The following is a 20,870-nucleotide window of genomic DNA, read 5'->3' as shown; positions in this document are numbered from 1 at the left end:
TGTGTAAATAACTCGTCCTTCTGCAAAATAATGGGTTACTCAGTAAACATTGAAGCTAATGTATCCGTCACTTGTTGGAAGCCTTTATGGCTTCTATTTAAGAATTTTTGATTGTATGTATCAAAGATGGATACTAGGAAACGCTCTAGTGATTCTTCATTTTGAAACTGATCTTTTCTGCGGCTGTATTTCTTGATTTGTTTATTGAAAGATTCGATTAAATTAGTTGAGTAAATGCTTCGGCGGATACCAGGCGGAAACTCATAAAAAGTCAATAAATCTTGATTTTTTATCAGTGACTGCGTCACTTTAGGATAAGTTTTCTGCCACTTCTCAATCATACTCCCTAAAAAGGTATTTGCCTCTTCCTTTGAGCTAGCTTGATAAACAGCCTTAAAATCATCACAGATTTCTTTTCGATCTTTGACACGTACTTTATGAGCAATATTACGGGAAACGTGAACACAGCAATGTTGGTATTTAGCTTTAGGATAAATCTGGTGAATCGTATCTTTCATGCCTTTTAAGCCATCGGTAATAAACAGTAAGACATCATGAACCCCTCTGGAGTAAATGTCCTGTAACAACTCATTCCAAACGTAGGTCGATTCAGTCGGAGCAATCGCATAACTTAGTACTTCTTTAGTGCCGTCTTCTCGTATACCAATGGCAATATAGATTGCTTCTTTGGAGACGGTTTGCCGTTTTAAAGGAATATAAGTAGCATCCATGAAAATAGCGACATACTTATCATTTAGAGTTCTAACTTTAAATGCATTTACTTCTTCAGTCTCAGTCAGCACTTTAGTCATGTTGGACATGGTTTGGAGCGTGTAGTGATGCCCATACATTTTCTCAATCAAGTCTGCGATTTCCGACATGGTAATACCTTTTCGGAAGAGGTGAATGACGGTCTCCTCTAACGTGTCATTCGTCCGTCTATAAGCAGGAACAGTCTGTTGCTTGAACTCGCCATTGCGGTCGCGCGGAATCTGGAGATGAAGTTCCCCATACTCGGTCTTGACCGTACGGTCATAGGAGCCGTTACGAGAATTACCCGTGTTAAAACCAATGCGATCATACTTTTCGTAATCTAGGAAAGCCGTTAACTCCGTTTTGAGAAGCGTATTGACTGCTTTTTCCAAATGGACACGGAATAATTCATTCAAATCGCCTTTGTTCGCTAGAGTCTTTAGAATTTCTGTAGTAAAATCGTTCATATGGAAGTCCTCTTTTCTGTGAATGTGTTGTGGTAACTCTATTCTACAGAAGGGACTTCCTTTTTTCTATTTACACAAAATATTTTACACTCTCTCGATGTTACATCTATAGAATTCTTTTATTACTTTCAAAGTATCTAAAGTTATCACAAATGATAGTTTTTCCAATACATGTATTTGTAACGCTGATTCTATTCCAATATTTGATGCAATATGATTAATAGTGCCAGTTCCATGAACATCCATTGATCCAATTCCATATATAGAAAAATATAGAGATTTGTCGATATTAAGTCTTTTCATCAACTTCAGTATGCTTGTTTTCTTTTCTTGGTCTAAATCGTACCAATGCCTATTGTCCCATCTTTTTGTTCCTTTATACTTAAATAATTTTTTCTGTTCATTCTTGTAATACGTAATTATATCATATGATTTGTCAAATTAAGCTAGAATAAAATGCTTCTTGTACATAGCTCAAAAATATTTCGATTGGTGTTCTGTAATTCAATGATTTTCTTGGAATATGATTACGTTGATTGCTGACACTGGAAATAAATGTCTGATTCACTTCTCTAAAATCCATTGATTTCGGCAGTCCATTACGACGCAGAATCCCGTTAGAATTCTCGTTTAATGGGCGTTGAGAAGGTGTTCCAGGGTCCGCAAAATATATATCAATATCATGTTGGTTACTAATGGCTTTCCAGTTAGAAAATTCTTTTCCACAGTCAAACGTAATAGATTTAAAGAAGTTTTTAGGGAAGCGAGAAAACCATTGATTAAGGGCAGTTTCAATATCTAATGCCTTACGGCCGTTGGGTTTAATCGTGATAATGACTTTAGATAACCTTTCAACTAAAGTAATGACGGCACTTTTATGATGAATGCCAACGATCGTATCACCTTCAAGGTGACCAAACTCAGAATTGAAATCAGGATAATTATCAGGTCGATCATGGATTGAGCGCTGATACTGTTGTTTTCCCCGTTTTTCCTGATGGCCATTGGGTTTTCTTTTACCTTTCATCGGTAGTGTGTCAATATCAAATATTCCTTTAGAAAATAAACGATAAAGTGTTCTCATACCGCATGAAACAGGCCTTTCTTTTCGCCCGATAATGACGTCAGGCGTCCAACCAAGAGTGACTTTCTCTTTAATGTAATCTACTTCATGAGCAGGTAATTGAATGACTTTTCTCCCACATTTTTTCTTATTTTCTTTATACTGGTGCCAATAATCAAGAGCAGTCTTGCCTTGGTTGAACTTATTGACTACACTATAAATAGTTTGTATAGCACGTCCCATTCGGTTAGCGATTTCAACCGGCTTATTATGTTGAAGATAATATGATTCTATCATTGTCAGTTCGTCTATGGTAAGATGTTTGTAGGTCATTTATGGTTACACTCCTTTGTTTTCTTTCGTCGGAAATACAATTTGAGTGTACCATAAATGCCTTTTTATTTTTCTAACTTAATTTTACAATTCGCGTATTCAAAAAAAATAGCACAATGGCAAAGATCATAAGAGAGATCATAAACCCCAATGAATGACTAAAAAGAAAAGCAGAATCACATGCCATATCATCCAATATTTCTTCAAGAAAATAAATAAGCGGGAAAAAGGGAAGGAATAGTAGAACATCGATCCAGCACCATTTTTTTCTTCTTTTGAAATAACATAAAACAATAAACATGAACGTGCAGGGAAGTAAAAACAAAGCTTTACTCATAACTAACAAAATACCAGCTCCTTTTATTTTTTTCTCCCCCACATTCAAAGAGTCACAATGGTATGTACTTAATAATAGAAAAATGGATCAACTTGTATGAATATCAGCTGAAAAGATCTGCACCAAATAAAAAACTTCCAGCCAAAACTGACTGGAAGTTTATTTTTTTCTGAAATATTCTAACACAAATATGAAAAAGATGGCCGAAGCTAATAAGCCAATTTCGTAGCAAAACAATGAGCTACCAGAGTCGTAATAATAAAATCCTCTAATCTTATGAATAAAATAGATCATCGGACAAGCAGATAAGAGTAAGTATTTATTAGGCCTTTTGAATAAGTAAAAGAAAGCACTGGTCATTATGATAAATGGTGTCCAAAACAAAAGTTTACTTAAGACAATCAAATGATCAACTCCCATATTTTTTACCAAGAGAGATCATAACATCTTTATCGTAAAAACAAAATATTTTTTTGCTCATTTTGAAAATTTAAACATACTCGTTCTTATCCAAATATATAAAAATCGCCCCTCATCCATCGAGAGGCGATAAGTTCTAATTTAACTCAATTTTTTTTGTTTCTTTTGGCTGATGAGCTGTTTTAGGTAATACTAATTTCAGCACACCGTTTTTAAAGGTTCCAGTGATTTTTTCTTCATCAACATTAGGAAGATAGAATGAACGTTTGTAAGAGACCGAATGTCTTTCTTTCCGTACATAGTTGCCATCTTCTTTATCTTCTGTATGGGACTCATGATTGGCGGAGATCGTCAAAGTATTATCTGAATATTCAACTGTCGTGTCTTCTTTGTCATAGCCAGGCATATCAGCAGTTAGTTTGTATTCCTTTTCATTTTCGACTAAATCCACTTTTGGATAACTTGAAACACCTAAAAAATCATTGAATGCTGGACTAAACACGTCATTGAAATCAGGGAACATGTCGCGAATGCTAGGTACATTTGCCATTTTTAATCATCCTTTCAATAAGTATTTTTTATTAATAAAGTTAAAATAAAGTTAATGCAATAGCATCTAAAGTTTTCATTAGAATTCTCCTTTCTTAAATGATAAAAAAATTATATATCAAAAAGAGAAACATTGCTTATATAACGCTTAGGAATTTTAGCAATCTATGCAAAAAGATGAAAATTTTTTTTGCTCTTCCATTAGTACACATTTTTTAGCTGAAGCTGTAAATTTCATGTCTTAATTTTTTTAGTGAGCTTTTATACTGGATTTGTAAGAAAAAAGAAGGAGAGGATCACATATGTCGGATTGGTTGGATATTGCAGGTGGATTTGAGTCAATATCTTGGACACATTTTAGTAGAGACGGTTAAGCCATTTTTTCTTTTGCTAATTCTTCAAATTCCTGTGGGGTTAGATAGTGAATCGAGCTATGGATTCGATTTCGGTTATAAAATCCTTCAATGTAGCTAAGTAGCGCTCGATTTGCTTCTTCAAAATCTGAGTAGCTAGTCGTGTAGACTTCTTCTTTTTTCAATGAGGCATGGAAAGATTCGATTCCAGCATTATCATAAGGTGTTCCTTTTCTACTATAAGAATGCCTTATTTTGTTGGTTTTAAGCCATTGTTCCACTTCTCTTGCTGTGTATTGGCTGCCCAAGTCAGTGTGTAGAATCATTCCTTCTGGAATGTGATAATGTATTTTTGCTTTATTCAATGTTTGAATGACACAATCCACAGTCATTCGTTTTGAAAATGTATAACTAATAATTTTTTTCGTGTGTAAATCCATGATTGAAGATAAGTAACACCAACCATTTTTCTTAGTAGGAATGTACGTAATGTCAGCTGCCCATTTCTCACAGATCGTTTCAGTAGAAAAGTCCTGATTTAAGAGATTCTCTTTTGAAATGATCGGTTTATTAGACCTTTGAGGTCTATATTTTTTAACTACAATCGACCTTAAATTTAATTGTTTCATTAGCTTTTGGACATGTTTAAGAGATACTGAAATCCCTTCTTTTAATAAAACTTGATGGATCTTTGTGGCACCATAGCGTTGTTTATTCGTAAAAAAAATTGTTGAAATCTTCTTTTTCAACTTATTATTTCTGATTTCTGTAGCTGTCAACGGTTTATTCTTATAAAAATAATAGACACTTCTAGGGATTTCTAATAACCGACACAACAAAGAAACAGTGTAATCCTTACACCATTTTTCAATAAATTGAACAAGCGAATTTAGGTTTTCCGAGAGAATATGGCTGCGGCTTTTTTTAAGATTTCAAGTTCCTCATTTAAATGAGCATTTTCTTTTCTCAGTTCAGCTACTTCTTTTCCAGTCAGTCCTGTGGACTGATCAGGTAAATATAAATTCTTCCATTTGTAAATCGTTGCTTCAGATAAGCCATATTCTTTCGCTAACCCTTGAACAGAACGTCCAGTTTGATTCAGTTCAACAATCATTTGTTTAAAATTTTCTTCATATCGGGTCATAAAAATTCATCCTCTCGTAGATAAGTTTAATTTATTCTTGTCTCTACGAAAAGCTGTCTAAGATTTGATACTAACACCAGGAATAAAAGGTGATAGTGGTGTGGGAAAGTCAACTTTAGCACAACTTCTAGCTGGATTTTATGTACCAGATAGCGGGAAAATTTGTATAAATGAGAAAAATATTGAAAATATTAATAGAAAAGACTTACGTAAATTAATTACTTATGTTCCTCAAGAATCTTTTATTGTGAGTGGATCCATTAAAGATAATTTAGTTTTAGGTTTAGAAAGTGTCCCTAATGAAAAAGAATTTGATAAAGTATTGAAAGATACTTGTTTGTGGAGTTTTATTAATGAGCTTCCTCTGGGTCTTGATACGTATCTAGAAGAAAATAGAACGAATTTATCAGGTGGTCAAAAGCAAAGAATAGCTCTAGCAAGAGTTTTATTATCAGAAAGTAAAGTTTTATTGTTAGATGAAGCTACGAGTGCTCTAGATTCTAAAACTGAAATGCGAATTTTTGATAAGTTATTAACATACTCTAATAAGACATTAATAATGATATCCCATAACCTTAACTTAATAAACAAGTGCGATTTGATAATTGATTTAGATAAAAAGTGACTTCGAGAAATTATAATAAAATTATTTAAAAGTAAATTAAAATTAAGGAGGATTAATAAATGAGTAATTTAAAATGGTTTTCTGGCGGAGATGATCGAAGCAAAAGAGCAGAAATAATTATTACTGAATTATTAGATGATTTAGAGACAGATTTAGGAAATGATTCCCTTCGAATGATATTGCACACCTACCTTGGAAATCTGAAAAATGAAGGAACTTCAGTACCTTTAATTTTAAGTCGTATGAATTTAGAAATATCAAATGCAATAAAAAAAGACGGTGTATCTTTAAATGCAAAGCAATCAAAAAAATTAAAAGAATTGATGTCTATATCTAATATAAGATATGGTTATTAGTAATTTCGGTTGCGTCAAGAATTATGTGTAAATGGAAAAAACCATTCTGTCGGTTAAGTTAAAACATTGATTCTAATGTATCTTGTATTTCTTTAAAACCTTTATGAATCCGACACAAAAACTTCTGATTATAGTTGTTGAATTGAGAAACTAAGAATCTCTCCAGAGATTCTTCATTAGGAAATTGTTCTTTTCTTTTTGTATATTTTTTTAATTGTTTGTTAAAACCTTCAATCAAGTTAGTTGAATAAATGGTTCTTCTGATTGATGGAGGAAAATTATAAAAGGTTAATATAGCAGGATTCATGAGTAATTTAACTACTCGTGGATACTGCTTTTTCCATTTATCTATCATAAAACTTATTTGATTCATAGCTTCTTCTTTTGAAGCTGCTTGATAAACCAATTTAAAATCATTACAGACTTCTTGTCGGTCACTAACACGAACCTTATGAGCAATGTTTCTAGAGATATGGACACAACATTGTTGAAATTGAGCATTTGGATAAATACTATGGATACTATCGTTAATGCCGCTTAAACCATCAGTTACAACTAATAAAACCTCTTCTAAACCACGGTCTTTTAAGTCTTGAAGTATTTCTTTCCAAACATACGAAGACCCAGTTGGAGCAATACTAAACCCAAGAACCTCTTTGGTCCCATCTAGTCGGATACCTATGACAATATATACAGCTTCTTTTGAGACAGTTTGTCTTTTTAAAGGAATGTGAGTAGCATCCATAAAAATGATTGAGTATTGGGATTCTAAGGACCTTTCTTTAAAAGCAACAACATCTTCAGATACTATTTGAGTGATATTGGAAATGGTTTGTGGCGTATAGTAATGACCATATATTTTTTCAATCAACTCAGAGATTTCAGACATAGTGATTCCTTTTTGAAATAATTGGATAATGGTGGTTTCTAAAGAGTCGTTACTTCTTTTATAAGCAGGCAACGTTTGTTGAGAAAACTCTCCGTTTCTATCTCTAGGAATTGCCAAATTTAATTCTCCAAACTCTGTTTTAAATGAACGAGAATAATTCCCATTTCGGGAATTACCTGAATTAAAACCAGTGCGATTATATTTCTCATAATCAAGAAAAGCCGTTAATTCAGCTTGTAGCAGTGTATTGATAGCTAATTCTAGATGACGACGGAATAAGTCATCCAAATCACCTTTATTGATTAGTGTTTCCATAATTTCTGTAGTAAAATTAGTCATGAGAAAGTCCTCCTATAAAATTTCGGTTGTGGTAACTTTAATTTTACAGAATGGACTTTCTTTTTATCTACCTAAAATTTCTATTTACACAAAATATTTTACGCTATCCAAAAATTCTCATGAAAAAACAGAATTTAATAGCATGATAAATTAGAGAAGATAGTTTAATGTGCTTATAGGAACACCCCACTTTTACAGTCACAATCAATAACCTTGCTACTTTCTTTCGAAATTGATAAGAGTCTAAAGGATTGGCAACGCTTGATAGTGAGCATAAACTTAATGTACGCTAGTTAGTTTACAAGTGTAAACTAAAAAAGTATGATGTGTCGTCTCTGAAATTCTCCCTAATTCAAGTCATAACCAGAGTACATATCGGTTATTTTTTGATTCCATATTTTTTCCTTTATGTGCTGAGGATTAAGGGGTACCAATTGTAATTGCGCGTTATATGGTCTTTGTTTAGAATCGCTCTCCAAAAAGCCAATTTTTTTGCATAGAATTTTTAGATGTGGTACCATTAATTAGAATTATTATAAATAATAAGTAGGTATCATTGTTTCAGTACAAAGACTAGGAGGAATGGAAGATGGAAATAGACTACAAGGATCATGGGAAGAAGCCGTATATCATTAATATTGAAGACGCCACCACAGGAAATGATAATTACCGGACGACCATTTGGACAGGCAGTAAACTGCAAGTCACCGTAATGTCCATTCAACCGGGCGATGACATCGGTTTGGAAGTGCACGAAGGCATTGACCAATTTATCCGTATTGAAGAAGGAGAAGGCGTGTGTAAAATGGGGCCTTCTAAAGATAACTTACATGTTCAACAAAAAGTGATGGATGATGACGCCGTATTTGTTCCGGCGGACATGTGGCACAACATCGAAAACACCGGTGATAAGCCGCTCAGACTGTATACCATTTATGCTGGTCCAGATCACCTTGAAGGAACGGTTCACCCTACTCATGAAGACGCCAAAAACGATCCAAACGAACACTGAGGTACACTAGGATGAAACAAAAGCCCTGCACCCGTATGGATGGTCCACTGGTGCAGGTCTTTTTTATAAAGGAGAGAAGTGGTATGAGTGATTCATTGTTTCAATTAGAGAAGGTTGGTTTTCAGGCAAACGGAAACCAAATCCTTCAAGATATCTCTTTTACAGTAAACAAAGGGGAAGTGATTGTTTTTTCTGGTCCTTCTGGAAGTGGAAAAAGTACCCTTTTGAAATTAATTGGTACGCTGCTTTCCCCAACTTCCGGAAAAATTTATTATCGAGGTACGGATCTGCAAAAAATCGATCCTGTGGAGTATAGAAAAGAAGTCTCTTATTTCTTTCAAAACGCTTCTCTATTCGATGAGACAGTTCAAGAGAACTTGTCTTTTCCTGCCCGCATAAGAGAAGAAGGATTTGATCGGGAACGTGCAAAAAAATTGTTAGAACGAGTTCAAATACCTGAAACTTACTTATCGAAAGAGGTCAAGGAACTATCAGGAGGGGAAAAACAACGGGTTGCATTGGTCCGAAATTTGATGTATCAACCGAAAGTGTTGCTCCTGGATGAAGTTACCAGTTCATTGGACCAAGAAAACAGGGCGATTGTCCTTGATTTAGTCCGAGACATGATGAAAGACCAACAAACTACGGTGTTGGCCGTCACTCACAACCAGGAAGAAATCGACCAAGCTTCTCGTCTGATTACTATCAAAGGTGGAAAAATGGAGGAATCGAAATGACAAACAATTTGGAAATCAGTAATCTTTCTTTGCTTTTATCCTCTGTCCTCTTGATAGTTGCCTTGTTGATTGATTACAAAGAGAAATTGGGATTAGGAAACGACATTTTTATTGCGGGAATTCGCGCTGTCGTTCAATTATTCCTTATTGGATATGTATTGAGCTACGTATTACGAGTGGATAACAACTTTCTCACTTTAGCGATGGTTTTGTTCATTGTGTTCAACGCTTCTTATAACGCCCATACACGCAGTGAGGGGATCAACCGCTCTTTTAAAATTTCAACGACGGCTATTGGAGTAGGAACAGCCTTGTCCTTACTCATTCTTGTTTTTTCAGGAGTCATTGACTGGACCCCTTCCCAAATCGTTCCAATTACAGGCATGATTGCCAGCAACGCCATGACTGCGATTGGAGTGACCTATCGGTCTTTGAATTCAAAATTTACGGACCAACGCCAACAGGTATTGGAAAAATTGGCATTGGGAGCCAATAAAAAACAAGCGTCCATGAGTATTGTAAGAGAAAGCGTCAAAACGGGCATGGCTCCTTCTATTGACCGAACAAAAACGGTTGGACTTGTCAGCCTACCAGGTATGATGTCAGGGTTGATTTTTGCGGGAATTGATCCTGTTCAAGCGATTCGTTACCAAATTGTTGTGATGTTTATGTTGATTTCAGTTACTGCGATTTCTTCATTTATTGCTAGTTATATGGCTTACCGTGAGTTTTATAACAATCGCAGTCAATTAATTATATGATTTGGGATGATACACTACTCTTAAAACCAGTGGTTACAATTTTATGTAGTTAAAAGAAGACCTCACGAGAATAATTGCAAAAAGAACTTCATTTTTTAAGGAAGAAGGATATTTTTGTCATCGAATCTTTGGAACGACTAGGGCGAAACTATGATGAAATTTTTTATATAGTGCAGCAACTGGATTAAAAGGATATCGGACTGATTGTTTTGAACATGCCTATCCTCAACCAATGAGAACTTTCGACGAAATCATGTTCTAGAAAGAAATTTCTATCCAATAAGAATTCCAAATCATGGACACTATTATCAAAGAAGCTTTAATAGATAAAATATTCAAAGCAGATTCTAAAAAAGTCGATTCCACAAAATATACATGAAATGAAAAATGGAGGAATATAAGTGAACTTTATGTATGAAGTTAAAACAACTAAATCATTCCAAGCGGCAACAGAAGCACTCATTGAGAAACTCAAAGAAAGAGAATTTGGTGTATTGTATCAAGTTAATTTTAAAGAAAAAATTAAATCTAAAGGGTTAGATTTCCCTACAAATTTTGAGGTATTAGAAGTATGTAATCCAAAACAAGCAAAAGAAGTATTGGAAAAACGTATTGAAGTTGTGGAATGGCAACAGTTTTTTTGACAAATTTTATAAGGTGCAGAACTTCTTTCCGTATGCTATTCCGATTGTCCTTGACAATGAGCCTCCTCGGATGTGACGATCTTCGGCAGGAGCTAACAGTTAAAGTTAGACTGCCTCGCTAGCGTTAGCACATCCGAGCTCATTATCAAGGATTCGCTGCGCCAATCTCTGGTTACGGTAACCAACCGGTGTCTCGTAGCCAAGTGTACCGTGCAACCGAAGGTGGTTCCACCAATTGACATAGTCAAATAACTCCAAATCCAATTGTTGTAAGGTTTCAAATGTGTATTGATAGACAAATTCTACTTTCAACGACTTATAAGTTGATTCAGCTACGGCATTATCAAAAGGACAGCCTTTATGACTCAATGATCGATTGATGTCAAAAGTTGTTAATAATTCATCAATAGCTTGGTTATCAAACTCTTTTCCACGATCAGTATGAAAAATCTCAACCTCTGTCAGAGGTTGTTTGATACGGCTAAATGCTTTTTTTACTAGAACGGCATCTTTATGTTCTCCACAAGAATAGCCGAGAATTTCTCGATTGAACAGATCCAAAATGAAACAGACATAATTCCATTTTTTCCCGACTCGTACATAAGTCAAGTCTGTTACGATCGCTTCTAATGGGTTGTCTCTTAAGAATTTACGATTCAATACGTTTGTCGTTTTGGCTTCATTGCAAGTAGAATGATGTACTTTAAAATAAGCAACAGTATAGCTCGATTTTAATCCTCTATTTTTCATGATTCTACTAATTTTTCGTCGGCTGATCTGAATGCCTCGTTTTGATAAGGCTTTTTTTATTTTTCTTGAGCCGTAGGCCTTTCGGCTGCGGATAAATTCTTCAGCGACTACTTCTTCAAGTTCTGATTCGTCTTTCTTTGGTTTTGATTGATAATAATAGGACTGACGTGATAGACCTAATATTCTGCACATCGCTGATATAGGGTAAAGATGCTTATTCGCATCGATTACTTGTCTCTTCGTCCGAATATCAGCGCTGCTTGCTTTAAAATATCATTTTCCATTTCTAATTGCTGGTTTCTTTTACGTAGTTCTAACAATTCTTTTTGTTCAGGCGTAAGATTATCTTTTTCTTTGAATGAACCACTCGTTTTAGATTGCTTTACCCATTTGTCAAATGCTGAAGCCGTTAGTTCATATTCTCGAATGATTTCTACACGTGGCTTTCCAGCTAAGTAAAGATTGACGATTTGTTGCTTGAATTCTTGTGAAAAAGTTCTTCGTGTTCTCTTAGACATAAAAATTCCTCCTGGTATGTTTTCTTCTAGTCTACACACCTTAATTTTTCTGTCTAGTTAATTGTAGCCTATCCAAAAGTAAGGAATTACAAAAAGAGAAAGAAGAGAAGGAAGAATGAAAAAGGTATTATTTGCGGTTAGTTTAGTTGTTAATATAGCACTAGCAGGAGGATTATTTTATACCATTACAGAAATGAATAAGCTTGATGACCAACGGGAAAGCTTAGCAATCAGTAACGAACAATACAAAAGGAAGCTAGATGAAGCTAGCAGCACCAACGTGGACACTCAAGAAGCCGTAGAATCCTCTACAATTGTTTATAGCAATGAATCCAGTGAAACCCTAACAAATTCGGAAAGAAGCACAGCTCCAGCTACAGAAACTGTTTCTCAAAAAGCTACTATAACAATAGGAAGTAAAGTATTCACGTTTATAGTAAATGGCTTGACAATAGAACACGATTCTAGCAGAACAGGAAAAATGACCGAGCTTTCTCATGAGTTTCCAGTGATTGTTACTACTCCTAGTGCTACCCTTAACGGTATATTGGTGCAAGACAACAATGATAATAATTGCTATATAATGGTAGACGGTCAAACTCTATACAGAGGAACATACCAATAAATTTTGAGTCTTAATATGACTGATATTTATAAAAAATTCCTGATATTAGAACAAGAATACGCTGTCTTCAAATGTATAATATTACAATAGCACGATATAGCAATATTGTTATATCGTGTTTCATAATAATTAAGAGCTTTAAAATTAGTATTTATTAGATACTTAAACGCTATTTTAGTATTGATAAATTGTTACCAGCAACAAAAAAGAAGTTACTTAGTGCTAACTTTTGAGCAACTGCTAGAGGAGGTAGGATATGGCTAATTATCCTGTAATTTTTATTGTATTTTCTAGAAATGTAATTATTCTCTTAAACATTCCAGCATATCCAAGTATATAGAAAATTTACGTTTTCTATATAGTTGGATTTGAATTATAGCTATTTGTAATTTACTTCAATTATTTCGCTATAGCAGCTAATAACACTATAAAGACACATACAGTAACTCCTTAAATGGGCTGCGTATGTGTCTTTATAGTGTTGATCACTTCATATTTTAGTTGATCGAAATCCTTATCATACGTAGCAATATATACCGCTAAATTTACAGCATCTTTTTGATCAATAGCTAAAAGCTGTCCATTGATTTTCAAAAAGACAAAAGTAGCTAAGAAAGCAGTACGTTTATTTGCATTGTGAAAAGGATGTTTCTTTATCAATTGTATAAGTAGGATAGCTGCTTTTTCATAAATCGAAGGATAAACCTCTTCACCAAAAGCTGAGGCTCGAAGTTGCCCTACACACATTTCTAAAGCATTCGCATCCTTTACACCAAGGGGTTCATTAGGAGAGTATTTTTTTATTTGGATTACATTCATTTTTATAATATCTTTGGCTTCTAGGTAATGAATACTCATTTATCGACAAGCTCTCTAAAAGTAGTATCATATTCAGTTAATGCTTGAGATATTGCTAAATCAATTTCATCAGATAAGGCTTGTTTTTTTGTAATTGCCGCTCGAAGTTTTTCTTCATCTAAAAAAACCGTATCTCCGGGATTTAACCCATTTTCTTTAAGAAACTCCTTTGAAATAGTTAATACTACTGAGTTCCCCACTTCCCTAAATTTTCTTTCTTTAATTGCCATAGTCTTCTCCCTCCTTTTTCTTTGTATATACAGTATATACGCTTGTTGATTTTAAATCAAGCATAGTCCCTCTCATGTCTAACTCTATAGAAAGATTGTTCTTTCTATATAATTAATTAAGAAAATTCAAAAAATTTAGATTGCTCCCTTCTATTTCCTTCCCTATTTATGTATACCATTTATTTTAAATTATTAAACGTATACCTGTTTATATGCTTTTTTTGAAACAAATTAATAAATTTTAGAGCATACCAATTGACAAAACATTCTATAATTGGTATAGTCCAATTATAGAGATACTCTTCTCCCCTACTTATTGAAAGGATGAATGACATGAAAAATACAGAAATATATCAAAAAATAGATACAATCATACTTCATATGCCCGATTATATAAAAGATTTTGTTCAAGATCGTGAGGATAAAGATCAATCACCTCGAACCACTTTAGAATATCTAAAAAATTATAAGCTCTTTTATGAATGGCTTCTGAGTGAGTCTATCGTTCCTGATACTTCTATCACCTCGATAAGACAGTTAACTGCCTATGACCTAAACTTGTACAAATCTCATTTGAAACGTCGCACAAAAGAAAATGTAAAAAAAGAGACAACAAAAACTAAGCTCAAAGATAATAATAACTTAGGTCTATCTACTTCTACTATCAATAGAAATATCACGGCATTAAAGGTTCTATTTAAATATCTTTCGAAAAGTTCCAATAATCCTCTAGGAAAACCATACTTAGACAATAATCCTATGGATCAAGTAGCAACCATCACAGATAAAACTACGTTAGCTGCACGTGCCAATGCCATTGAGAAAAAATTATTTCTAGATAAGGATACACAAAATTATCTAGATTATATTGCCAATGAATATAAAAATACTTTGAGTAAACGAGCTTTGATCTATTATCAACGAGATGTAGAAAGAGACCTGGCGATCAATGCACTGATTTTAGGATCTGGATTGAGACTCTCCGAGGTTATAAATATTAATTTAGATGACCTATCTTTAGATAAGAATAATGTGGTAGTAACTAGAAAAGGAAATAAAAGAGATGCTGTCAATATAGCAGCATTCGCAATGGAATATTTAGCTAATTATCTAGCTATTCGGAAAGAACGATATAAAGTAACAGAAAACGAAAAAGCTTTATTTCTAGCAATTTACCAAGGAGAAGCCAAGCGTATATCCGGTATTGCAATCGAACGGATGGTAGCAAAATATTCAAAAGGCTTTAGAATTCAAGTCAGCCCTCACAAACTGCGTCATACATTAGCTACTAGACTCTACCAACAGACAAATTCATTGGTATTAACTGCCCAACAATTGGGACATTCAAGTACCAATACAACAACTTTATATACCCATATAGACAATGCGGCTACGATCGATGCATTAAATGCTTTATGAGTATAATGTATAAATAGGCGGAAATAAGAAACAACACGCTAGAAAAGCCTGTATTATAGTTTTTCTAGTGTGTTTCTTTTGGTGTGATCCTACTTTTGTTTATCATTTATTTTTTATTATCGTAAATAGGTGTCGGTTTGATTTTAGAAAAATTAGTTTGGATATAATCTGTGGGATCATTTGTTATCTCTCTCAATGAATTTAGATACAAATGACCATAAGTTCCTAAAGTCGTTTGTACATCAGCATGTTTTAACCTTTCTTTAATTCGAAGTGCATCTTTTTATTGTGATATAAGCAAAGAAGCATGACTATGCCTTAATCCGTGTATGCGGATTATATGAACACCAACGATCGTTGCATGTCTTCTCATAATATGACGGATTGTATATTTCTGAGTAGGTGTTCCATTATAAGAAAGTACAAACGACATGCCTCCTATTGAAACTTGACGCTCCTTCCAAGCTTTTAAAAAGGTAATTGTATTGTCGTCTAGTTCGATTGTACGAATACTAGAAGCCGTTTCGGGTTCTACAAACTCATAGGTTTTGGCTCTCTTATAATAGAGTGTTTTATTCACACGCAAGTTTTTATTTTCAAAATCAATATCTTTCCAAGTTAATGCAGTGGCTTCTCCCAAACGCATAACGGTCATAAAAAGTAACCACATACAAATAAAACCAAAATGTTGGTACAAATCATCAATATAAAAAGTTGAAATAACTTTTGTAAATTCTTCTTTTGTCCAAAAATCAACTGTAGTTTTCCTTTTCTTCACATTTCCAATAACTTTTGCAGGATTTTTTTCAAGTAGTCCCAAAACAACTGCTCGATCTAATGACATCTGAAAAATCCCATACATGTTTCTTACATAAGAATTTTTATATTTGCTCAATAAATTATTTTGCCACTTTTGAATGTCAATTGGACGTATTTCTCTTAACTCCATTTTAAAGAAATAAGAAAAGTTTTTTTGATTGTAGATAACCGATTTTTATATGTTCTTTCTTCTACTTTCCCTTGATAATAAGGTAGGAATAATTTATAAAAAAACTCCTCAAACAACATAGTACTTTGAGAAGTTTCTGCTTCTTTTCCATAATTAGAAACAAGTTCGGTATACGCTTTTTTTCTTCTTTAACTGTTTTAACCCCTCTACGTTTTTTTGTACTCTTTTCCCTGTTCGTTTGTCGAATCCCAAACTAGCAGTAAAATGATATTTCCCATTTTTATCTTTTTTAAAATTAACCATGATTCTGAAAATCCTCCTCTACCTCTATCTTCATACCTAAAACTTCTTCTACAGATTCAACAGGTACTAGTCCTAATCTTCTATTTTCGTAATAGGTATAGCTTTTTGAAACCATAATTGCTTTTGCCTGTCGTATGATTCTCTCAGACTGATACTTCCCATAACCTAATTTCATTAATTCATTTTTTGTTATAACCACCATTTAACCACCACATTTTTTATTCAAATATAAAAAAGAACACTACTAAAAATAGTAGCGTTCCTGCATATTTTTATTCAAATTTAATCAGCTTTATAAATCTTTGTATACTTGCTCCTTAATACTCAAAAAATGCACATTAGAAATCTAATTCTAAAAAATATCACTAGTGTTGCATAAAACATTTTAGAATATTCTGAAAACTATTTCCTCTGAAAATAAGTCAAAAAAAACTGTGCTGACGCAGAGGATGACTTTTTCCAGAAAATTTTTTATCTGTTATTCAACTGAAAACCAAAAGTAACGAGCCAAATTTCTTTTTTCTCATGTGGGAATTAATTTTTCTAGACAACATTCAAAGGGCTGAAACAGTAAATAACGAAAGAATCGTTTGATTTGGAACACTGATTTTTCCGTTTTCGTCTCCAATTTGATGAGAAACGTGAGGAGAGCGGAAATCATCGTTAAAATCAATTGATTCTGCACGCCTTTTTCACTTTGAGAAAAGAAGGTTTTAATGGTCATGTGTTGTTTGATGTGCTTGAAAAACAATTCGATTTGCCAACGAGCGTGATACATATCAGAGATTTCTTTTGAAGAGACGTCCATTCGATTGGTGATAAATTGAAACACACGTCCGTTCTTATCTTGAACAGTGACTAGTCGGAAATTGGCGGTTAGATAGGTTTTAGATCCTAAACGAACCAGCTCGTCTCGTAGAATTTCTGTTTCTGGCGATGTTTCCAGAGTATCTATCACGTGAACTTTGGTGTTTTTTTTAATCCGAGTGACGAAGAAATAGCCATCCCAATGCATCTGATCCATCTTTTCAAAGTCCTAATACCCACGATCAAACACGTAAGTTGCCTCTGGTTGATTCACCAATACTGGTAGTTGATTGAGATCATGTTCATGGGCATTTGTTAAGGTAAAATCAGTTGGATACATCGTAGTATCGTCCATATAACAATAGTTTAAGTGTAACTTGACACCTGATTTTGTTTGACGGAAAGTCGCCCACTTATGACGTTTTAAACTAAGCGAAAACGTACTGGAATCAATCAGATACAGATGATTTCGCTTGGTTGGTTTGATTTGATGTTGAACTTTTTCTAACAGTTGTTGAAAAATTTCTTCTAACACTTTAGGTTCAAGTGCATTAAATGCTCGAGACAATTGGGTATGACTAATCGATGACACATCGGTTTCTAGTTGGAGCGATCGGTCGATAAGAGCTGTACTCAAATCACGCAAACTTTCTTTTTCTTCATTAACTGCGTAGAGAAAGAGCTTGAGCACAGCTTCAAAAGACAGTTTTTTACGATACGAATTGTAATCAAAAATACATTTTTGGGAGTTGACAGAAAGTTTTCCTAATTTTATGGCAGAAAACCATTTATTAAATGCTGTATTTGTTTTATACTTATCCATGTATGAGTCCTTTTTATTGGTCTTGGATAAGTCATCCAAGTGCTAGTATAAAGGATTTTTTGTTCTATGGAATAGGTTAAAATTTTAATGCAACACTAGTGAAAATTTTTATATCTTTAGACTCAATGATAAATTCTTTCGTATCCAAGTTAGCCGTTAATGTTGCACTATCACTACCGTTTTTATTTTTACGTGTAATCACTATTTCTGATTCTGATGGCGTTGCTACTTCAATCGTTCCATCCAAATCAAACGCCGCAGATTCATTTCTAAATTTTAAAAGTGCAAATAATTGTTGAATCACTGGCCGTTGCACTTCTTCTTCAATTTCGGCTAAATCATAGTAATGACGATTAATATTACGCCCTTCTTTCGTTGCTTCCAACAGTTCAATATCATTTTTTCCTGCTAATAACCCAACGTAATAAATTTGTGGAATCCCTGGCGCAAATACTTGAATCGCACGTGCTAACAGATAGCTACGGTCATTATCGCCTAATGCACTATAATAGGTGCTGTTAATTTGATAAATATCTAAATTATTGTAATTGGCACTTGAATAGACCTTCTTCACATTCGCCCCGACTTTATACAATTCCTCAGAGGTGTAATCCAATTCTTCATCTGTTAATAAATCACGAGCGTCCACAACACCAATTCCATCATGCGTATCCAATGTTGTAAACTGCTTCATCGGACTCATTTTCAACCAATTGGCTAAACGTTCTGATTTTCCACTATAAAGTGAATACAGAGTGACCATTGGCAAGGCGAAGTCATAGATATAATAATCATGATTGGCAATTTTCATTTGAATGGAATAATGCTCATGGATTTCTGGTAATAATTCGACGTCATATTTCGCTGCTTCTTGACGCACTTCGTCTAAAAGTTCCCAAATATCTGGTTCCACGAAGAAATCATTGGTATCTAATTTTTTAATCGCATAAGCAAACGCATCTAATCGAATTAAAGAACAGCCATGGTTCGCCATATCTTTGATGGTTTCTCGAATAAATTCTTTCACAACTTCTTTGGTCACATCTAAATCAATTTGTTCTTCCCCAAAGGTATTCCAAACCTCTTCTGTCGTACCATCCGCAAATTCTACCGTTTGAAACGGCGCTTTGTCTTTACGCTTGTAGATTAAATCAATATCTTCTTGTGTTGGTCGATTTTCTGGGAAAAATTCATGAATACGGATAAACATTTCTTTGTATGGTGACTGCTCATGGTTTTTTTTGAAATCTTGGAAAAATTTTGATTCACGAGAAATGTGATTAATCATAAAATCAAACATCAAATAATAATCTTCACCTAATGCTTCCACATCTTCCCATGTTCCAAGAGCTGGATCAACTGTCGTATAATCACTCGGCGCAAAGCCTCGATCACCTGTCGATGGAAAAAAAGGCAACAGATGTACACCACCAATAACACCTTGTAAATGTTTGTCTAAGACTTGTTTTAATTCGCCCATGTTTTTTCCTAAACTATCTGCATAGGTGATGAGCATTGCTTCGTTTTTAATTTTCATAATTGTCCTCCATAATTAGCTAATACAATACTTTCAAACGGTCGTAAACGCAATTTTCGACTTTGATCTAATAAAACATCTTCATAATTATTGATTAATACTTGTTGGTACTGTTCATCTACATAATATTCTTGTTCTGTTGCTGTAACGTTTAAGATAACTAATACGATTTTATCTTCTAATTGGCGTTCATAAAGCAAAATATGTTCATTTTTATCTTTCACTGGTAGAAATTGTCCGTAGATTAGCACGTCTTTGTATACACTATTTTTTCTTAATTTAATTAATTGATGATAATAATTGAATACCGACTGTTGATTGGTTAACTGAGCTTCTGCATTGAGTTCTGGATAATTAGGATTTACTTTTAACCATACATTATCAGAAGTTGAGAATCTGGCATTTTTTTGCGTATTCCATTGCATAGGTGTGCGAGAATTATCCCGACTTCGTTTATTGACAGCTTTCAATGCTTGCTCTGGTGCCAATCCATATTCTAATGCCCGTTTATACTGAGAATGCGTAGCTACATCATCAAAATCTTCTAATGATGCCATTTCTATGTTGGTCATTCCTAGTTCTTGTCCTTGATAAATAAAAGGGGTACCTCTTAGTAACATAAAAAGCGTCGCCAACATTTTTTTACTATAATCATTGATCCATTCTTCTGGAATATATTTATTAATTGAACGTGGTTGATCGTGGTTTTCTAAATATAAGGCGCCCCAACCTTTATCTTGCGTAACTAATTGATTCGTAAAAATATTGGTACGCATATCCGTCCATGTCCATTGGCTATCTTTAAACCATTCACCAGTTTCAGGTACATCAATATCCGTATAACTAAAATCAAAAACCATCGAATAATAGCCATCTTCACCAATATATTCATCTAAACGTTCATTAGGAACATCGGCTTCTGCTACCGTCATACTATTATGTGGTTTAAATGTCCGCTCTCTCATTTCTTTTAACCACACTTCAATGCCCGACTGATTAAGAATCCAGGGCCCAATGAAGGCTAACCCATCTTCTCCATCAGATTCAAAGATGCCATACTCTAGTTTTTTTTTGATGTTTAATATCGCATCGATTCTAAATCCGCCTAGTCCTTTATCTAACCAATAGTTAATCATTGCATAGATTTCTTCACGTACTTCTTCATTTTCCCAATTCAAATCAGGCTGCTTTTTAGTAAATGCGTGTAAATAAAACATATTTTCTTCGTTTGGAATGAGTCTCTTTTGGTGTTGCACTTATATTGTAAAT

Annotated in this window: 21 protein-coding genes and 2 pseudogenes; 8 read left to right on the top strand and 15 right to left on the bottom strand. The window is 34.0% G+C overall.

Translation table 11 applies throughout. The features are described 5' to 3' along the window. Positions 1-35: 35 nt before the first annotated feature. The 6 genes from QK255_RS12835 to QK255_RS12810 form a co-directional block, all read right to left on the bottom strand. On the bottom strand, positions 36-1,220 hold the full coding sequence (locus QK255_RS12835; protein WP_002329891.1) for an IS256-like element ISEfm2 family transposase: 1,185 nt from the start codon (positions 1,218-1,220) through the stop codon (positions 36-38). A 436-nt stretch (positions 1,221-1,656) separates the two neighbouring features. After that, positions 1,657-2,616, bottom strand: coding sequence for an IS30-like element IS6770 family transposase (locus QK255_RS12830; RefSeq protein ID WP_002362389.1), 960 nt, complete (start codon positions 2,614-2,616; stop codon positions 1,657-1,659). Positions 2,617-2,689: 73 nt separating this feature from the next. Then, entirely contained in the window at positions 2,690-2,995 is a 306-nt protein-coding gene (locus QK255_RS12825; RefSeq protein ID WP_025479026.1) for a hypothetical protein, read from the bottom strand. A gap of 117 nt (positions 2,996-3,112) precedes the next feature. Beyond that, positions 3,113-3,373: a hypothetical protein gene (locus QK255_RS12820; RefSeq protein WP_080001472.1), complete on the bottom strand. Its 261-nt coding sequence runs from the start codon at positions 3,371-3,373 to the stop codon at positions 3,113-3,115. Positions 3,374-3,509: 136 nt separating this feature from the next. Further along, positions 3,510-3,923 carry an Hsp20/alpha crystallin family protein gene (locus tag QK255_RS12815; RefSeq protein ID WP_002292906.1) on the bottom strand — a complete coding sequence of 138 codons (414 nt, stop codon included), beginning with the start codon at positions 3,921-3,923 and terminating at the stop codon, positions 3,510-3,512. A 369-nt stretch (positions 3,924-4,292) separates the two neighbouring features. Continuing rightward, positions 4,293-5,419 (bottom strand): IS3 family transposase gene (locus tag QK255_RS12810; protein ID WP_223493917.1). Its coding sequence is split into 2 segments (ribosomal slippage): positions 4,293-5,191 and positions 5,191-5,419, totalling 1,128 coding nucleotides; the frame shifts between segments, so codons are not numbered across the junction. Positions 5,420-5,519: 100 nt separating this feature from the next. Between QK255_RS12810 and QK255_RS12805 the strand changes: the two genes are divergently transcribed. Then, the gene (locus QK255_RS12805; RefSeq protein WP_002329895.1) at positions 5,520-6,044 is read left to right on the top strand and encodes an ATP-binding cassette domain-containing protein; all 525 of its coding nucleotides are present in this window, start codon (positions 5,520-5,522) and stop codon (positions 6,042-6,044) included. A gap of 59 nt (positions 6,045-6,103) precedes the next feature. Beyond that, complete coding sequence (locus tag QK255_RS12800; protein ID WP_002293180.1) at positions 6,104-6,400, top strand: bacteriocin immunity protein; 297 nt, start codon at positions 6,104-6,106, stop codon at positions 6,398-6,400. 58 nt (positions 6,401-6,458) lie between these two features. Here the strand turns inward: QK255_RS12800 and QK255_RS12795 are convergent, their stop codons facing one another. Next, on the bottom strand, positions 6,459-7,628 hold the full coding sequence (locus QK255_RS12795) for an IS256 family transposase (RefSeq protein ID WP_002329896.1): 1,170 nt from the start codon (positions 7,626-7,628) through the stop codon (positions 6,459-6,461). Positions 7,629-8,217: 589 nt separating this feature from the next. Here QK255_RS12795 and QK255_RS12790 point away from each other — a divergent pair. From QK255_RS12790 to QK255_RS12775, 4 genes are all read left to right on the top strand, one after another. Then, positions 8,218-8,640, top strand: coding sequence for a cupin domain-containing protein (locus QK255_RS12790; protein ID WP_002307506.1), 423 nt, complete (start codon positions 8,218-8,220; stop codon positions 8,638-8,640). Positions 8,641-8,723: 83 nt separating this feature from the next. After that, positions 8,724-9,377, top strand: a complete 654-nt coding sequence (locus QK255_RS12785; RefSeq protein WP_002307505.1) for an ABC transporter ATP-binding protein — start codon at positions 8,724-8,726, stop codon at positions 9,375-9,377. Next, positions 9,374-10,138 carry an ABC transporter permease gene (locus tag QK255_RS12780; RefSeq protein WP_002311027.1) on the top strand — a complete coding sequence of 255 codons (765 nt, stop codon included), beginning with the start codon at positions 9,374-9,376 and terminating at the stop codon, positions 10,136-10,138. Before QK255_RS12785 ends, QK255_RS12780 begins: the two co-directional genes overlap by 4 nt. A 410-nt stretch (positions 10,139-10,548) precedes the next feature. Next, positions 10,549-10,782, top strand: coding sequence for a DUF302 domain-containing protein (locus QK255_RS12775; RefSeq protein WP_154507466.1), 234 nt, complete (start codon positions 10,549-10,551; stop codon positions 10,780-10,782). A gap of 105 nt (positions 10,783-10,887) precedes the next feature. On the opposite strand, the gene QK255_RS12770 is transcribed toward QK255_RS12775, so the two are convergent. Next, positions 10,888-12,050, bottom strand: a protein-coding gene (locus QK255_RS12770; protein ID WP_086956687.1) for an IS3 family transposase whose coding sequence is annotated in 2 segments (ribosomal slippage) — positions 10,888-11,774 and positions 11,774-12,050 — 1,164 coding nt in all. Because the reading frame shifts where the segments join, the coding sequence is not laid out codon by codon here. Between the two features lie 115 nt (positions 12,051-12,165). On the opposite strand from QK255_RS12770, the gene QK255_RS12765 reads away from it, so the two are divergent. Beyond that, complete coding sequence (locus QK255_RS12765; RefSeq protein WP_002295345.1) at positions 12,166-12,675, top strand: hypothetical protein; 510 nt, start codon at positions 12,166-12,168, stop codon at positions 12,673-12,675. Positions 12,676-13,125: 450 nt separating this feature from the next. On the opposite strand, the gene QK255_RS12760 is transcribed toward QK255_RS12765, so the two are convergent. Both QK255_RS12760 and QK255_RS12755 read right to left on the bottom strand, forming a co-directional pair. Further along, positions 13,126-13,533 carry a type II toxin-antitoxin system death-on-curing family toxin gene (locus QK255_RS12760; RefSeq protein ID WP_002329899.1) on the bottom strand — a complete coding sequence of 136 codons (408 nt, stop codon included), beginning with the start codon at positions 13,531-13,533 and terminating at the stop codon, positions 13,126-13,128. Beyond that, a complete protein-coding gene (locus tag QK255_RS12755) occupies positions 13,530-13,763 on the bottom strand; it encodes an AbrB/MazE/SpoVT family DNA-binding domain-containing protein (RefSeq protein WP_002290351.1) in 234 nt (77 codons plus the stop codon). The genes QK255_RS12760 and QK255_RS12755 overlap by 4 nt, the downstream gene beginning before the upstream one ends. Positions 13,764-14,096: 333 nt before the next feature. On the opposite strand from QK255_RS12755, the gene xerS reads away from it, so the two are divergent. Continuing rightward, entirely contained in the window at positions 14,097-15,182 is a 1,086-nt protein-coding gene (gene xerS / locus QK255_RS12750; protein ID WP_002290352.1) for a tyrosine recombinase XerS, read from the top strand. A gap of 178 nt (positions 15,183-15,360) precedes the next feature. Here the strand turns inward: xerS and QK255_RS12745 are convergent. From QK255_RS12745 to QK255_RS12725, 5 genes and pseudogenes are all read right to left on the bottom strand, one after another. Then, positions 15,361-16,131: pseudogene (locus QK255_RS12745) on the bottom strand (site-specific integrase); the annotation flags it as partial. Positions 16,132-16,426: 295 nt separating this feature from the next. Further along, positions 16,427-16,636 (bottom strand): DUF3173 domain-containing protein, encoded by a 210-nt coding sequence (locus QK255_RS12740; protein ID WP_002290357.1) that lies wholly within the window; start codon positions 16,634-16,636, stop codon positions 16,427-16,429. A gap of 321 nt (positions 16,637-16,957) precedes the next feature. Further along, positions 16,958-18,064, bottom strand: a pseudogene (locus QK255_RS12735) (IS4 family transposase). Positions 18,065-18,140: 76 nt separating this feature from the next. Then, the gene (gene gtfA, locus QK255_RS12730) at positions 18,141-19,601 is read right to left on the bottom strand and encodes a sucrose phosphorylase (protein WP_002335326.1); all 1,461 of its coding nucleotides are present in this window, start codon (positions 19,599-19,601) and stop codon (positions 18,141-18,143) included. Beyond that, on the bottom strand, positions 19,598-20,818 hold the full coding sequence (locus QK255_RS12725; RefSeq protein ID WP_002342361.1) for an alpha-amylase family glycosyl hydrolase: 1,221 nt from the start codon (positions 20,816-20,818) through the stop codon (positions 19,598-19,600). The genes gtfA and QK255_RS12725 overlap by 4 nt, the downstream gene beginning before the upstream one ends. Positions 20,819-20,870 lie beyond the last annotated feature (52 nt).

Origin of the sequence: Enterococcus sp. ZQ21 (assembly GCF_030053755.1) — a bacterium.
Taxonomy (GTDB): domain Bacteria; phylum Bacillota; class Bacilli; order Lactobacillales; family Enterococcaceae; genus Enterococcus_B; species Enterococcus_B lactis.
The sequence above is the reverse complement of the archived record's forward strand: the minus strand, read 5'-3'. Positions and strand labels throughout refer to the sequence as shown.

Bases quoted from the DNA above. Each gene is read 5' to 3' on its own strand.
- QK255_RS12765 (WP_002295345.1), top strand. From the start codon at position 12,166: ATGAAAAAGGTATTATTTGCGGTTAGTTTAGTTGTTAATATAGCACTA.
- QK255_RS12785 (WP_002307505.1), top strand. From the start codon at position 8,724: ATGAGTGATTCATTGTTTCAATTAGAGAAGGTTGGTTTTCAGGCAAAC.
- QK255_RS12815 (WP_002292906.1), bottom strand. From the start codon at position 3,923: ATGGCAAATGTACCTAGCATTCGCGACATGTTCCCTGATTTCAATGAC.
- QK255_RS12790 (WP_002307506.1), top strand. From the start codon at position 8,218: ATGGAAATAGACTACAAGGATCATGGGAAGAAGCCGTATATCATTAAT.
- QK255_RS12740 (WP_002290357.1), bottom strand. From the start codon at position 16,636: ATGGTGGTTATAACAAAAAATGAATTAATGAAATTAGGTTATGGGAAG.
- QK255_RS12800 (WP_002293180.1), top strand. From the start codon at position 6,104: ATGAGTAATTTAAAATGGTTTTCTGGCGGAGATGATCGAAGCAAAAGA.
- QK255_RS12830 (WP_002362389.1), bottom strand. From the start codon at position 2,616: ATGACCTACAAACATCTTACCATAGACGAACTGACAATGATAGAATCA.
- QK255_RS12755 (WP_002290351.1), bottom strand. From the start codon at position 13,763: ATGGCAATTAAAGAAAGAAAATTTAGGGAAGTGGGGAACTCAGTAGTA.
- xerS (WP_002290352.1), top strand. From the start codon at position 14,097: ATGAAAAATACAGAAATATATCAAAAAATAGATACAATCATACTTCAT.
- QK255_RS12820 (WP_080001472.1), bottom strand. From the start codon at position 3,373: ATGGGAGTTGATCATTTGATTGTCTTAAGTAAACTTTTGTTTTGGACA.
- QK255_RS12780 (WP_002311027.1), top strand. From the start codon at position 9,374: ATGACAAACAATTTGGAAATCAGTAATCTTTCTTTGCTTTTATCCTCT.
- QK255_RS12795 (WP_002329896.1), bottom strand. From the start codon at position 7,628: ATGACTAATTTTACTACAGAAATTATGGAAACACTAATCAATAAAGGT.
- QK255_RS12725 (WP_002342361.1), bottom strand. From the start codon at position 20,818: ATGTTTTATTTACACGCATTTACTAAAAAGCAGCCTGATTTGAATTGG.
- QK255_RS12835 (WP_002329891.1), bottom strand. From the start codon at position 1,220: ATGAACGATTTTACTACAGAAATTCTAAAGACTCTAGCGAACAAAGGC.
- QK255_RS12775 (WP_154507466.1), top strand. From the start codon at position 10,549: ATGTATGAAGTTAAAACAACTAAATCATTCCAAGCGGCAACAGAAGCA.
- QK255_RS12760 (WP_002329899.1), bottom strand. From the start codon at position 13,533: ATGAGTATTCATTACCTAGAAGCCAAAGATATTATAAAAATGAATGTA.
- gtfA (WP_002335326.1), bottom strand. From the start codon at position 19,601: ATGAAAATTAAAAACGAAGCAATGCTCATCACCTATGCAGATAGTTTA.